The organism is Spirulina sp. CS-785/01 (assembly GCF_028330525.1).
Classification (GTDB): domain Bacteria; phylum Cyanobacteriota; class Cyanobacteriia; order Cyanobacteriales; family Spirulinaceae; genus JAQMSD01.
In genome coordinates this window covers 1-13,744 of sequence record NZ_JAQMSD010000241.1, presented here as the reverse complement: position 1 = coordinate 13,744, position 13,744 = coordinate 1, and the positions used below count along the sequence as shown (strand labels likewise).

The following is a 13,744-nucleotide window of genomic DNA, read 5'->3' as shown; positions in this document are numbered from 1 at the left end:
TGGTCTATGCGTAGCCTAAGAGATTGTGAGTCTCAACCGCATCGTTCGCGCAGCGTCTCCGCAGGAGAAACGGTATCGACTCACCCGCTTTCCTCCCCCACCTGTTCCGAGGTGGGGGAATCCTACGAATCTTTTGTTGAAAAAATGAAATGAAAGCCCTTCTAATTTATCCAAAATTTCCCAAAAGTTTCTGGTCGTTTGAGAAAGCCATTAATCTGGTTGGCAAAAAAGCCTTTATTCCCCCTCTCGGTTTAATTACTGTTGCAGCCTTACTCCCCCAAGACTGGGAACTTACCCTCGTCGATCGCACCGTTCGGGAGATTACGGAAGAAGAATGGGCAGAGGCTGATATTGTGATTCTCTCGGCGATGATTGTCCAAAAACCGGATTTAATCGCCCAAATTCAGGAAGCCAAACGACGGGGTAAACTTGTGGCTGTGGGGGGCCCCTATCCTACTTCTGTTCCTGAAGACTCTAGAGAAGCAGGGGCAGACTTTTTTATTTTAGATGAAGGAGAAATTACTGTTCCCTTATTCCTCGAAGCCCTAGAACGCGGGGAAACTAGCGGGACATTTCGCGCAACGGAAAAACCCGATGTCACCCAAACCCCGATTCCTCGCTACGATTTACTGGATAGAGATGCTTACGCGATGATGTCCATTCAGTTTTCGAGAGGGTGTCCCTTCCAGTGCGAGTTCTGCGATATTATTGTCCTCTACGGACGCAAACCTCGAACCAAAACCCCCCAGCAACTCTTAGCTGAATTAGAGTTTCTCTTTGAGTTAGGATGGCGCGAGACAATTTTCATGGTCGATGATAATTTTATCGGCAATAAGCGCAATGTGAAATTATTACTGAAAGACCTACAGCCTTGGATGGCAGAACATGGTTATCCCTTCTCGTTTAATACAGAAGCCTCGGTGGATTTAGCCCAAGACCAAGAGTTAATGGATATGATGGTGGCTTGTAACTTTGGGTCAGTCTTTTTAGGCATTGAAACTCCCGATGAAGCCAGTTTGAAAGTCACGAAAAAGTTTCAAAATACGCGGGATACCTTGAGTGAGTCCGTCGATAAAATTATTAGTTCTGGCATTCGGGTGATGGCTGGCTTTATTATTGGCTTTGATGGAGAAAAATCTGGGGCTGGCGATCGCATTGTTCGCTTTGTCGAGAAAACCAATATTCCCCTTGCCTTGTTTAGTATGCTACAAGCCTTACCCGATACCGCATTGTGGCATCGCTTGGAAAAAGAAGGTCGGCTTTTGGGACAATCGGGAGATATTAACCAAAGCACCTTAATGAACTTTGTCCCTACCCGTTCCATTGAAGAAATTGCCCAAGAATTTGTCGAGGGGTTCTGGAACTTATACGACCCAGAAGCCTTCTTAGACCGCACCTATCGCTGTTATCGCATCCTAGGGGAAGCCAACTATCCCAAAAAAGAGAAGAAAGCAAAAAAACCCTTTAATCCTAAAATTATAAACGCCCTAGCAACCATTTTCTGGAATCAAGGTGTGGTTCGCAAAACCCGTTGGAAATTTTGGGTTTATTTATTGCAAATGTTGCGCTACAACCGAGGCGGTGTAATTAGTTATCTGACGATCTGTTCTCAGATTGAACATTTCCTCGAATATCGTCAAATTGTTCGCCAGCAAATCGAATCGCAACTGAAAACCTATAAAGCATTGAAACAGCAACAGGAGGAAACTAACGGAGTTCAGGTTGATCCGATAGAGGCGATCGCTCAATAATTACCTCAACCCAATTAATTACACATTTTGATCTAAGTCTTCAATAGTTGTATCCTCAATCTGTTCCCCGTTTCCTTGCTTTACAATTAACGTAACGACTTTTTTAGCAAACCCTATCAGGATTATATGCCGATGAGCGATCACTGTTGTAAAGCCTCTGAACTCTCTCAACTCCAACAGGAACAAAGTAAAGTTCTTTGGCTAGTCTTATTCATCAATGCCATTATGTTTGTCGTAGAATTGGGGGCCGGCATCAAAGCCCAATCCCTCTCCTTAACCGGAGACTCCCTCGATATGTTAGGAGATGCCCTCGTCTATGGGGGAAGTCTCTATGTCATCGACAAAAGCAACAAAGCCCAAGCCGGAGTCGCCTTGGTCAAAGGGATTATCATGTTTTTATGTGCTGTGGCCGTCTTTGCTAGGGCCACCTATCAACTCTTTGCCCAAGTTACCCCAGAAGCCAATATTATGAGCATCATGGGGATCATTGTGTTATGCGCCAATTTACTCTGCTTATTCCTCCTCACCCGACATCGAGAAGATAATTTAAATATGTCCTCCGTCTGGTTATGTTCCCGCAATGACATTATCGCCAACGTTTCCGTCCTTGTGGCCGCCGGGTTAGTCTTCTGGACGGATTCGATCTTCCCAGATTTAGCGGTAGGATTATTGTTAACCTTTGTATTTGCGAAGTCTGCGGGACAAGTCTTGTGGCAGTCTTGGCGAGAAATGCAAATTCAGACTTAAATCAAATCATGCCTTTAAAACCAAACCAATTGAAACTAGCCCTTGTCTCACTGGCCACCCTCTTTTTTAGTGTGGGATGTGCTACAACAGGGCAAAGTGGGTCACAATGGGCAGGAACATGGGAACTGAAAGACCCCCAAACCCAAGATACTGTCACCGTTATTTTGAGTGAAGATGGCAAGGCTTATATAGACTCCCCCTTAGCCGCCGAAGAACAAGTACAATATTTACAATTACCCCTAGAACGAGTCTCTGACGAGTCCGCTTTACCCGAAAATGCCCAAGTTGTCACCTTGGAAGAACTCGCAGAACAGTCCATGGGGGCTGCCCGCCAAAACGAAGGGCAAAACTCCCTCGCAGCCTTAGCCCGGGCCCAACAAGCCTATTTTCTAGAAAACCAAGCCTTTGCCCAGTCTTTAGACGCACTTCAGTTAGGTTTACCTTCAGAAACAGAAAATTATCAATATGAAATTGTTTCGGCCAACTCGGAACAAGCCTATATGACGGCAACAGCAAAAATGGAGGACTTAAAAAGTTTCTCAACTTTGGTTTATGCAGACAATAGCAGCGACACGCTTACCAGTCAAGTGGTCTTTTGTGCCACTGATGAAGCCTCTACTACAGCCCCCGCTAAACCTGCCATCTCTGAATCTGGAGGGAATTGTCCCAATGGGTCTTCTCAGTTATAGTCTTCTCAGTTATAGAATGAAGGCAAATGGGAGAAAAATAGGGTTGAGTAGTAATAAAAATTCATCTTTCTAAGGAAACTATAGCATTTTTAAATGAGGAGTAAACCCCCATGGGGGTTTACTCTAATCCTAAAAAAACCTATTACCTGATTTTCTGTTCCCTGTTCCCTTTGCCAAACAAATCAGTTTACAACTCTGATGAAAACGCTATATGAACCGTCGAAAGTCTCTTTCTCTCCTTATTCCCTATCGGAATCGACCTCAACAGTTACAAACTCAAATGGCTTGGTTACAGGGACAAGATAACGCATTTTGGGAGAACATTGAGGTCATACTCGTTAATGCTGAACTCTATTCTTCTCCTTGGTTAGAAAGGGTTTTAAAAGGGGTTTCGTTTTATTATTTTCACTATCCTTTAACGGGAGTTTTTCATAAAACTAAATTGCTCAATTTAGCATTAAATCAAGCAACAGGAGAATTTGTTATTCCCTATGATGTTGATTTAATTCCCCTTGAAAATACTCTTGAGAAACATTTAGAAATAGCTGGTAAAAGTTTGCGGTTATTGATTTCGGGATATCGGTTATTGAGTGCTGAACGGTATCTTAATCCATCCGGTTCAAATTATTTAAGAAAAGCAGATATTTCAGAACAATTAACCATTGCGCCCGAAGATCAACCAACTGCATTGTATAAGCATCTTTGGCAGCAAGAACGGTTTGGGGTTGTGCCGTTTTTCCACCGTCAACGGTTATTAGAGATAGGGGGATGGGATGAACAGTTTGTGGGGTGGGGTGGGGAAGATCAAGATATCATTGAACGCTATTTAGCGGATGGACGTTATTTGTGTCGCAGTCCAGAGTTAGTGTATATCCATCTTCATCATCCAAAAACGGATCAGTGGAGTGAGTCGGAGGTCATTCGCCAAAATCGCCAATATTATTATAATAAGCGAAAGCCGTAACCAGTATCTGAAGGCAGAGGGCAGAGGGCAGAGGGCAGTGGTTTGCGCTCCGCGCACACTACGTGAACGACAAGACTTCGGCGAGCGTCAGTCGAGCCGCTCACCAACCAGGACCGAATAAGGAGGAAGTTAGCCTAAGAAGAAGAACAGAAACTAATCAGAGTAAGGCTTTTAGCTCAATTTAAGCGATTTTAGTTTCACCGAGAGTAACCAGTAAGCAGTAACCAGCATCTGAAGGCAGATGGCAGATGGCAGATGGCAGATGTTGGAGAAAGGGTAAAGTTAACCTAAAAAGAAGGTTAGAAACTAATTACAGCAAGGCTTTTAGCCAACTTTCAGCGATTTTTAGTTTCTGGGGAGTAACAATCATTCATTATCAATTATCAATTATCAATTATCAATTATCCAAAACCTATGAAAAATTACTTTATTTCCTCTCTGCTTTCTCTCTGGGGAGGGCTTCTCTTAGCCCAAAGTCCCCTTTCTCCTACCTTAGCCCAAACCGAAAATGTTTGTGACTCTCCGGTTCTCTCCCGTCTGCAAACCCATCAAGTCCAACCTGGAGAAACTCTAGACTCTATTGCAGCCCAATATGGTCTTCTTCCTGCCATTCTTCGGGACTTTAACCCTACTTTACCGGGGGTTGGGGGAACGCTCACTATTCCGCCGATGAATGGCATTCAAATTACTGTCCCGGAAGATGCCACTTGGGAGACTCTCGCCGAAACCTATGGGGTTCGGGCTGATGTTCTCTTTGAATTGAATGGATGTCAAGCTCCCCAAAACCAAGCCTTTATTCCTGGAGTCCGGTGGCAAAAAGACCCTCTTTCTGTGCATGATTATACGGGGTTACAGGGGTATCCTTTGGCTACAGAGGCGGAAATTGCCCTCCCCTATGGATGGTATCAAAACCCTGTCACCAATGCTCGCACGTTTCACAGTGGCTTAGATTTACTGGCCTCGGTGGGGACTCCGGTTTTGGCCGCAGATGGGGGAACAGTGACTTTTGTGGGGGAACAGGGGAATTATGGCAATTTAATTATTATTACCCATCCCCAAGGGCAACAAACCCGTTATGCCCATTTAGAGACTATTCAAGTCCGAGTGGGTCAAACCCTGACGGTTGGCCAAGAAATTGGCAGGGTGGGGACAACCGGAAAGCCGGATATCACCACCCCGCATTTACATTTTGAGGTTCGTCAGCAATTCCCCATTGGTTGGGTGGCCCAAGACCCTGAAATTCATTTTTCACGGGACTCAGGGGGGAGTGTCTCGGACTTGTTACCCTAAATTAACCAGCTAAGTTAACCATCCTTTGAGACGACGGGCGACTTGGGGCCGACGGAGTTTCCGCATGGCTTTACTTTGAATTTGGCGGACTCGTTCACGGGAGAGGTTAAAAATGCCGCCCACTTCTTCTAGGGTGTGGGGTTGGCTGCTGTTGAGGCCATAGCGGAGGGAAATGACATCTTTTTCCCGTTCGCTGAGGACATCGCTGAGGACTTCCCAAATTTCTTGGCGCATCATCAGTTCTCCCATTTGATCTTCGGGGAGTTTGAGGTCGTTGTCCTCTAGTAAGTCCATCAGTTCGGTGTCTTCTCCTTTGCCAACGCGGTGGTTGAGGGAGAGGGACTGACGACGGAGTTGTAAGAGTTGCCGTAGTTGACTGGGGGTGACATCCAGTTCTTCGGCGAGTTCCGCTTCGTTGGGGGCCCGGTGGAGTTGTTGTTTGAGGGTGCGTTGGGCTTTTTTCAGTTTGTTTAGTTTTTCGACAATGTGAATGGGGAGGCGGATGGTTCGCGCATCGTTGGCGATGGTGCGGGTGATGGCTTGGCGTATCCACCAGTAGGCGTAGGTGGAGAATTTATAGCCTTTGTTGGGGTCGAATTTTTCGGCTGCCCGGTTGAGGCCGATGGCCCCTTCTTGGATTAAGTCTAGGAAGGGAACGCCTCGGTTGAGGTAGCGTTTGGCGATGGAGACGACCAGACGGAGGTTTGAGCGAATCATGCGCCGTTTGGCGACGCGGCCATGGTAGAGGGTTTGGTCTAGGGCGCGATCGCTCATTCCCAAAGCCTCGGCCAGTTCCGTTTTCGTCGGGGTTCGCCCCAGTTCCTCTTGCAGTTGTTCCCGCAATTCTTCAATGGCCACCACGCTTTTCACACGCTGGGCCAATTCAATTTCTTCATCGGGTTTCAGCAAGGGATACCGAGCCATTTCTTTAAAAAAGGCCCCCACCGTGTCATCGGTAACGCTTCTCCGAGTCCCGGCATTCCGCAGGGACAGAATGGCATCGCCGCTTTGGGAGAATTCAATATTCACCAGAGAGGGAGAGGGCGTTTGCGTTTCCTGAGCAGAAACAGTAGAAAAATTCTCTGATGGGGTGTTATTATTGTTGTTCGGGTCTAATCCTGCAACTTTCATATTTAAATCTTGGCTTGTAGCAGAGAAACGTCAGAGTCAGTTTTGGGTGAGTCAGTTTTGGGTGAGTCAGTTTTGGGTGAGTTAGTTTTGGGTGAGTTAACTTGAGACAGTTAATTCAGTTATAAGCGCGTTAGGTTTGAAGGATAATCGGGATGAGTAAATCAGGGTTTGTTAATCGGGAGTTTCTCCCAGGATTCCCAGAAAGTAGTCGTTTAAGGGGTAAATGTTGTTAAGAGGCTCATCCTCGCTCCTGCGGAAGACGAATCGGTTCAACAAACGCATCCCTCTGACCTCCCTTTCTAAGAAAAGGTAAATGGGGATAAGAAATTTATGGTTTTTTAAGGATCATTAACGCTAATATGGGTAAATGTTGTTAACAGGCTACCAGAAAATACTGGGAAGTTTGTTTATCTGATTACAAAATCTCCAGAAAGGGGTAAGCAGACAGGGAAATCATACTCATCATGATGTTTCCTAGGTGAGAGAATTGCATCTAGCTTAACATTCCCATCTCAGACTGTCCTCCCTTCTTGATGCCTTATTGTTTTTACTTATGCTAGACTCCTCTACTCGGTTATCCGTCGCTGAACCGTCTGCTCCCTATGATAGTCGTCCCCGGACAGATCGTTGGGTGGAAGTGTTGGTGGACGCACCAGGAGGTCAAGGTCTTTATACTTACCGTTGTCCTCCTACTCTGACAGTTCAAGTGGGGGATGTAGTCAATGTGCCGTTTGGAGCGCAACGGATGGGGGGGATTGTCATTCGGGAAGTGGCCACACTCCCTGCTCATTTAAGTGCCGAGCGTGTGCGAGATATTGCCGAAATTGTCACCACAGGCTTTTTCCCGCCCCGTTATTGGCAATGGTTAGAGGAAGTGGCTGAATATTATCTCACGTCGTTAATTGTGTTGATTCGCACGGCCTTACCCCCTGGATTATTGCAGCGATCGCAACGTAGAATTCGCCTCACCGCAACCCTCCCCCCCGGAGCAGAAACCTTTTGTTCTCCCATGGCTCAACAAGTTTTAGCCCAACTCCGCAGCCAAAAAGACGGAGACTACAGCAGCAAATACCTACAACGCAAAATCAAAGGAGCAGAACGCGGCATTCAAGACTTAATCAAACGAGGTTGGGCGAAAAGTTATCTCGAACCCCCAAAACCCCCCCGGCCCAAAGAAAAAAAAGCCGTTACCCTCGTTGTCGATACTCCACCCAACGACCTCACCCAACGACAACAGGAAGCCCTCACCTTTTTACAACGCAACAACGGAGAAATGTGGTTGAGTGACCTCTTACAACAAGGTCGCTTTAGTTCCTCCATCATTACCGGATTAGAAAAAAAAGGCTGTGTCGTCATTCAATACCAAGAAATCCTCCGACTGTACCGAGACGAAGCCTTACCCTATGCCCCCCCAAAAGCCCTCACCCCGGCCCAACAACAAGCCCTCAACACCATTCAAACCCTCACTGGGTTTGCTCCTGTGTTATTACATGGAGTGACAGGATCAGGAAAAACGGAAATCTACTTACAAGCCATTGCGCCCATTTTAAAGCAAGGGAAATCCGCGATCGTCTTAGTCCCCGAAATTGGTCTCACCCCCCAACTGACCGACCGTTTCCGGGCCAGATTTGGCGAACAAGTCTGCGTCTATCACAGCGCACTCTCCGACGGAGAACGCTACGACACTTGGCGACAGATGCTCACAGGTGAACCCCAAGTGATCATCGGCACTCGTTCAGCCATCTTCGTCCCCCTCCCCCATATCGGCATTATCATCCTCGACGAAGAACACGACCACAGCTTTAAACAAAACCAACCCACCCCCACCTACCATGCGCGAACCGTAGCCCAATGGCGGGCCCAACGGGAAAACTGTCCCCTCGTCCTCGGTTCTGCCACCCCCTCCCTCGACACCTGGGTCAACATTCCCCCCTCCTCCCCCCATCACCTCTCCCTTCCGGAACGCATCAATGGGCGACCCTTCCCCCCCATTCATGTAGTTGATATGCGACAGGAATTGAAACGGGGCAACCGGAGCATCTTTAGTGAGTCCCTCCGCAACGCCTTAAACCAACTCAAAGCCAACAACCAACGGGGCATCCTCTTTATTCCCCGTCGCGGTCATAGTAGCTTTGTCTCCTGTCGCAGTTGCGGTTACGTCATCGAATGCCCCCACTGTGACATCTCCCTCTCCTACCACCACACCCACGACACCGCCGCCCAACTATTACGCTGTCACTTCTGCAACTATACCCAGTTACATCCTCCCCAATGTCCTGAATGTAGTTCGCCGTTTTTAAAATTCTTTGGGACAGGGACTCAGCGCGTCATCCGGGAATTAGGAAAACATTTCCCGGAACTGCGGGCCATTCGTTTTGACAGTGACACCACCCGCACCAAAGGCGCACATCGGGCGTTATTAAGCCAATTTACACGGGGAGAAGCAGATTTATTAGTGGGGACTCAAATGCTCACCAAAGGCTTAGATATTGAGCAAGTGACCCTTGTAGGCATTGTTTCGGCGGATGGTTTGTTAAATATTGCCGATTATCGGGCCTCTGAACGGGCTTTTCAAACCTTAACTCAAGTGTCGGGCCGTGCGGGTCGAGGGAATGACCCCGGCCAAGTAATTTTACAAACCTATACCCCCGATCATCCGGTCATTCATGCGGTAAAACAGCATAATTATGCCCCCTTTGCGGAAGAAATTTTAGAGGAACGGGCGAGTTTATTTTATCCCCCTTATGGGCGGTTAGTGTTATTGCGGTTGAGTGGTTTAGATGGGGGAGAAGTGGAGGTAGCGGCGGATACTGTGGCTCAAGGGTGTCATAATTTATTACAGAATTATTGTGAGTATCAATTATTGGGCCCTGCTCCAGCAAAAATTATGCGGATTAACCGTCAGTATCGTTGGCATATTCTGTTAAAACTGCCGAATACGGTGCAACAGTTACCGGATTTATCGGCGTTAGCGCGTCTTTGCCCCCAGTCGGTGAAGTTTTTTATTGATGTTGATCCGTTGAGTTTGGATTGAATGGAGGGTAGAATTGTTTCCATAAACTAAGCGCACTGACCCATCATCAGCAACTTCTAGGGTGTCGGCATGGCCAACATCACTGCCTCCGGTAATATAACGGGGGATATCTACTGACCTCAGACCATTAACTGTATTGGGAACATCTACATTTCCCTCAACGGGGGCAGCATCTAGCACTAAGTCTAAAACTAATCCGTCGTGAGACAGTTCCACTTGACTTTTTCCAGGAACGGCAGCTAGGGTAATGTTGCCATTTTCTGCGGTGACTGTTCCGGTCGAGACAACCCCTCCACCGACCATCCAGAGGGTTTCCTCGTTGGGGACGGCTAAGTTAGCTTCGTTGATAATAAAACTAGGATTGTCTTGGTCAAAGATTAAGCGGGTAGGGTTGCCCGTTAACTGACTGTAATCATTATCTCCGTAGGCGTTAAAATAGTCTCCATTAAAGCCAATACGGGTGGCCGTAGTCGCGCCAAAACTGCCTGGAACGTCTAAACTTGCACCATTGGTAAACACCCATCCGGCAGGGTTCATCAGAAACAGGTTAGAATTGCCACCAGTGAGTTGAATTAACCCTTCAATGACACTAGGGTCGCCGCCTACCACTCGTCCAACTACGTTGCGAATGTCGGGGTTAGAGAGGAAGTTGGCAATTTCGTCTGGGTTTAAGCCGAATTGCTCGAAGGAGTGAAAAAGGTTGGCATTCGCTCTTCGCCTTGGATGTGGTAGGTATTGCCGTTATGGTGAATAATTGTGCCTGTGCCATCGGGGGCAGGGGTGATGGACTGAGCATGAGTCGAAGGAGTATAAGCAACAGCGTTCAGGGTTAATAAACTAAGTGCAGAGAAAAGAGAAGTGAGATGTTTTTGCATGATTTTTGCGGAGAGCGACAAATACGGTAAACAGACCGATTAAAGCAGCATGATGTAAGGTGCGTCCTAATTTAGCTCTTTCTCTGCAAGATCATTAAGTACCGTTCGAGGGAAAGGCTTTGGTTATAAATTCATCCAAAAGTGTTGTTTTCTGACTATTTAGCGTTGACCCGTCTCTATCGAAAGGGGGTATTCCCCCAAGGAGAAACCGGACAAGAAATTTGGTTACTTATTCATATCGAAGTCCAAAGTTAGCCAAAAACTGTTTTTGCCGAACTAATGTATCTGTACAACTCCCGCATCTATGACTGTTATCGTCAACCCGTCCTCAGTTTAGCCGTCTTAGCCGACGAACAAGCCATTCTTGTTAGTTCCTTAGAGGCATTTCAGGAGATGGTAAATTCCTTATACTCTTATACGGAAATTCAAAACATAACTTATACAAATTGTAACCCTCTTGCCTCTTGCCTCTTGCCTTTTACTTTTTGCCTTTTTCCAGAAAAATACTACAACCATTACCGGATTCCGTATAATACGGAATCCGGTTTAATCAGAAGATTTAATGTCAATTACGAGCTAGAACTGTCAGGCTTTTCTCAACAAGGAATTACTTCTGTAGTAATCGGATTCCGTATTAGAAGTCCTCTGTAGCAAAGTTTCCGGAAACCTCCCGACTTTAACCCGTTGAAACGGGTTTCAGCTATTAGCCTTGGGTTTGAACCCAAGGCTAAAACGTATAATTGACACTAAAATAAATCCCATCATCCTGAGCATTCACCGAACGGTCGGTTAAATTCACCAACGGCAAGGTAAAATCCAACCGTGCCGTAAAATTCTCCACTGGAGAATAAATAATCCCTGTTCCTACTCCGGCTAAAAAATGCTCATTCTCAATCTGAGTCGGATTACTGGGATTATTCCACACCATCCCCACATCAAAAAAGGGAGCAACCTGTAATAACGCGACGGCTTCTTCTCCTTCTACCAGTGTAATCCGATCCTCAACCGAAATGCGCCAACCATTATCCGCAGACCGCGCCCCCTGACGGAAACCGCGCAGGGTTTGGCCTCCCCCAATACTAAAAGACTCTGACCCCAATAAATTATCCGGAGATAACTGCACATCTCCTTGTACCACTAACAAATGTCGTTCCGCTAACCGATGGATGCGTTGCACCTGTCCCGTCCAACTGAAAAATTCTCCATCGGGCGTAGGGTCAGGGTTTTGCGTGGCATCTAACCAATCTAGACCCAGATTGAATTGAGAACGCAAAATCCAAGCCCCCTTCCCATCCCGTTTCAGGTACTCCTGACCGAAACTGAGAACTGTAGTGCGCGTTGTGCCATCAGGTTCTGCACCAAGACCAAAGGGAGTCCCCACATTATTAAACAGGAAAGTTTGTCCCGTTTTATGGCGTAACCCCAACGACAGGGCAAATTCTTCCGTAAAAGACCGGATTAACGGTTGACGCACCGAGATTTCATAGGTTTCTGACTCCCCCTCAATACCTAACGCACTAAATGCGGGTAACGTCACTTCATTGCGGTTAATACTCGTCCGTAACCGGACTGTCCCATTCATAGGATTAAAGGGAATGGTGTAGTTAAAATCAAAAATATTTGACCCTCCCGTAGTTGAACGGCTATAGGTAGCATTCAACACATCCCCAATGCCCGCTAAGTTACGATAGCCTAAGTTAACCCCAAGGCGTTCAGACCCCACACTGGCCGCAGAATAATTATCCGCAAATGCCGTGCCAAAAAACGGGTTCGCTTCTTCAACATTGAGTAACAGGGTGCTATCCCTCACCGTCTCACCCGATTGCAAGTCCACGTCGAGGTCTTCCACTAAAGGATTAATCTGCAACAGACGCAACTGGTCTTCTAAGTCATTAACATTAAACGGAGTCGCAAGGCCGAGATTGAGACGAGAGGTGAAATAATTGGGGTTAAAGCGGTTGAGTCCCGTTACTTGAATATCCGAGACCGTCCCCTCGATCACTTGAATAGTTGCATCCCCATCTCCTAAATCCTGTTCTGGGAGGACGGCGCGGGAGTTAAGATAGCCTTGGTCGATGTAAAGTTGCGTAATTTCATCAGCAACCTGTTGCAGTTCGCTGAGGGTGACGGTTTCCCCTTCAAGGGGGTCAGTGATGGGGGTGAGAGTTTCTGGGGTGAATACGGTGCTCCCCTCAACCATGATGGTATCGAGGGAGAAGGTTAAACCCTCTTGGGAAGGGGTGTCCGGTTGTTGTTCTTCGGGGATAGGAAAGAGAGTTTCATCTTCCCTGGGAGGTTCTGTGGGTTCAGTGGGTTGCAGGAAGCGGTCATCAGGGTTAGTGGGGTCGGTTTGTTCTTGGGGGGTTTGACCCAGTAAATCAGCCGCTTTAAAGGTAATTTGGGCGGTTGCGGGGGAAGTTAAGCTGGTTAAGAGAATTAAGCTGGTGAATGCACTCAGATTAGTCGATTTCATGAACTCCTCACGGGAAATAGGATAATTTTTCAGGAATTGAAGGTATCTTAGTTGGCGTTGGCTCTTGTTACTCCTTCGATGTGGTAGGTATTGCCGTTATGGTGAATAATTGTCCCTGCCGATTAAAGTAACACGATGTAATGCGCATCCTAATTTAGCTCTTTCTCTCTTTCTTGGCAAGATCATTGAACTCCCGTTTGAGGGAAATGTTTTAGCATGGACTCCTCCTCGAGCCGAGCGGTCTTGAGCTATTAAATTGAGGGCAATGTGGCGGATAACGGCTAATATTTTAGGATGGGGGTAAGCCTTCAGCTATATTGGATGTCAGTTCGTAGTAAGTCCTTGAGGGCTTTCCCATCAATCAATTAATTTGCCAAAAACCTTGATACAGATCCCTGTTTGTGGTTCAATTCCCCCATAACGGAAACATTACCATTGCAGCCGTCCCAGGGAAAAATCAAATAGAACTCTCTCATGAAGGGATGGTAATAGACCTACACCTAAAAGCCACCCCTACAGAAGGGGAAGTCAGCTTACCCCAAGACATCACAGGGATAAAACCCACAGATATTCCAGCATTATTAACCGGAGGGGATGTAAAAGAAGCCAACACAGCTATCATCGAAGAAGATGGCACAGTAAGGTTAGTGGCTTCTGATACAGTAGGGGTTTATTGCATAAACCCTTTCAGTAAGTCCTAACAATTACCCTTGCCTAAAATCCCTTAGTGTGTTTAACTATAAATCACGCTCATCTGAATCAAACCCGCACGCTCAAAGTTGCTCAAAAG

Annotated in this window: 12 protein-coding genes; 8 read left to right on the top strand and 4 right to left on the bottom strand. The window is 46.7% G+C overall.

The window, feature by feature from the left end; all coding sequences use genetic code 11:
• The first annotated feature begins 149 nt into the window (after window positions 1-149).
• From PN462_RS15750 to PN462_RS15730, 5 genes are all read left to right on the top strand, one after another.
• Window positions 150-1,751, top strand: a complete 1,602-nt coding sequence (locus tag PN462_RS15750) for a B12-binding domain-containing radical SAM protein (protein WP_272129696.1) — start codon at window positions 150-152, stop codon at window positions 1,749-1,751.
• Window positions 1,752-1,883: 132 nt separating this feature from the next.
• Complete coding sequence (locus PN462_RS15745; RefSeq protein ID WP_443029192.1) at window positions 1,884-2,498, top strand: cation transporter; 615 nt, start codon at window positions 1,884-1,886, stop codon at window positions 2,496-2,498.
• An 8-nt stretch (window positions 2,499-2,506) separates the two neighbouring features.
• The gene (locus PN462_RS15740; RefSeq protein ID WP_272129692.1) at window positions 2,507-3,187 is read left to right on the top strand and encodes a type IV pilin-like G/H family protein; all 681 of its coding nucleotides are present in this window, start codon (window positions 2,507-2,509) and stop codon (window positions 3,185-3,187) included.
• 211 nt (window positions 3,188-3,398) lie between these two features.
• Complete coding sequence (locus tag PN462_RS15735; protein ID WP_272129689.1) at window positions 3,399-4,151, top strand: glycosyltransferase family 2 protein; 753 nt, start codon at window positions 3,399-3,401, stop codon at window positions 4,149-4,151.
• Between the two features lie 414 nt (window positions 4,152-4,565).
• On the top strand, window positions 4,566-5,441 hold the full coding sequence (locus PN462_RS15730) for a LysM peptidoglycan-binding domain-containing M23 family metallopeptidase (RefSeq protein WP_272129688.1): 876 nt from the start codon (window positions 4,566-4,568) through the stop codon (window positions 5,439-5,441).
• 9 nt (window positions 5,442-5,450) lie between these two features.
• Here the strand turns inward: PN462_RS15730 and PN462_RS15725 are convergent, their stop codons facing one another.
• The gene (locus PN462_RS15725; protein WP_272129686.1) at window positions 5,451-6,572 is read right to left on the bottom strand and encodes an RNA polymerase sigma factor, RpoD/SigA family; all 1,122 of its coding nucleotides are present in this window, start codon (window positions 6,570-6,572) and stop codon (window positions 5,451-5,453) included.
• Window positions 6,573-7,125: 553 nt separating this feature from the next.
• On the opposite strand from PN462_RS15725, the gene priA reads away from it, so the two are divergent.
• The gene (priA, locus tag PN462_RS15720) at window positions 7,126-9,606 is read left to right on the top strand and encodes a primosomal protein N' (RefSeq protein ID WP_272129684.1); all 2,481 of its coding nucleotides are present in this window, start codon (window positions 7,126-7,128) and stop codon (window positions 9,604-9,606) included.
• Here the strand turns inward: priA and PN462_RS15715 are convergent.
• Window positions 9,541-10,263: a two-partner secretion domain-containing protein gene (locus tag PN462_RS15715; RefSeq protein WP_272129698.1), complete on the bottom strand. Its 723-nt coding sequence runs from the start codon at window positions 10,261-10,263 to the stop codon at window positions 9,541-9,543. The two genes, priA and PN462_RS15715, sit on opposite strands and share 66 nt — an antisense overlap.
• Before the next feature lie 11 nt (window positions 10,264-10,274).
• Window positions 10,275-10,481, bottom strand: coding sequence for a hypothetical protein (locus PN462_RS15710; protein ID WP_272129682.1), 207 nt, complete (start codon window positions 10,479-10,481; stop codon window positions 10,275-10,277).
• Between the two features lie 279 nt (window positions 10,482-10,760).
• On the opposite strand from PN462_RS15710, the gene PN462_RS15705 reads away from it, so the two are divergent.
• Window positions 10,761-11,132 (top strand): hypothetical protein, encoded by a 372-nt coding sequence (locus PN462_RS15705; RefSeq protein ID WP_272129680.1) that lies wholly within the window; start codon window positions 10,761-10,763, stop codon window positions 11,130-11,132.
• A gap of 76 nt (window positions 11,133-11,208) precedes the next feature.
• Here PN462_RS15705 and PN462_RS15700 read toward each other — a convergent pair whose 3' ends face one another.
• Entirely contained in the window at window positions 11,209-12,954 is a 1,746-nt protein-coding gene (locus PN462_RS15700; RefSeq protein ID WP_272129678.1) for a ShlB/FhaC/HecB family hemolysin secretion/activation protein, read from the bottom strand.
• Between the two features lie 401 nt (window positions 12,955-13,355).
• Here PN462_RS15700 and PN462_RS15695 point away from each other — a divergent pair, with 401 nt between their 5' ends.
• Window positions 13,356-13,655 carry a hypothetical protein gene (locus PN462_RS15695; RefSeq protein ID WP_272129676.1) on the top strand — a complete coding sequence of 100 codons (300 nt, stop codon included), beginning with the start codon at window positions 13,356-13,358 and terminating at the stop codon, window positions 13,653-13,655.
• Window positions 13,656-13,744 lie beyond the last annotated feature (89 nt).

Bases quoted from the DNA above. Each gene is read 5' to 3' on its own strand.
- PN462_RS15750 (WP_272129696.1), top strand. From the start codon at position 150: ATGAAAGCCCTTCTAATTTATCCAAAATTTCCCAAAAGTTTCTGGTCG.
- PN462_RS15745 (WP_443029192.1), top strand. From the start codon at position 1,884: ATGAGCGATCACTGTTGTAAAGCCTCTGAACTCTCTCAACTCCAACAG.
- PN462_RS15740 (WP_272129692.1), top strand. From the start codon at position 2,507: ATGCCTTTAAAACCAAACCAATTGAAACTAGCCCTTGTCTCACTGGCC.
- PN462_RS15735 (WP_272129689.1), top strand. From the start codon at position 3,399: ATGAACCGTCGAAAGTCTCTTTCTCTCCTTATTCCCTATCGGAATCGA.
- PN462_RS15730 (WP_272129688.1), top strand. From the start codon at position 4,566: ATGAAAAATTACTTTATTTCCTCTCTGCTTTCTCTCTGGGGAGGGCTT.
- PN462_RS15725 (WP_272129686.1), bottom strand. From the start codon at position 6,572: ATGAAAGTTGCAGGATTAGACCCGAACAACAATAATAACACCCCATCA.
- priA (WP_272129684.1), top strand. From the start codon at position 7,126: ATGCTAGACTCCTCTACTCGGTTATCCGTCGCTGAACCGTCTGCTCCC.
- PN462_RS15710 (WP_272129682.1), bottom strand. From the start codon at position 10,481: ATGCAAAAACATCTCACTTCTCTTTTCTCTGCACTTAGTTTATTAACC.
- PN462_RS15705 (WP_272129680.1), top strand. From the start codon at position 10,761: ATGTATCTGTACAACTCCCGCATCTATGACTGTTATCGTCAACCCGTC.
- PN462_RS15700 (WP_272129678.1), bottom strand. From the start codon at position 12,954: ATGAAATCGACTAATCTGAGTGCATTCACCAGCTTAATTCTCTTAACC.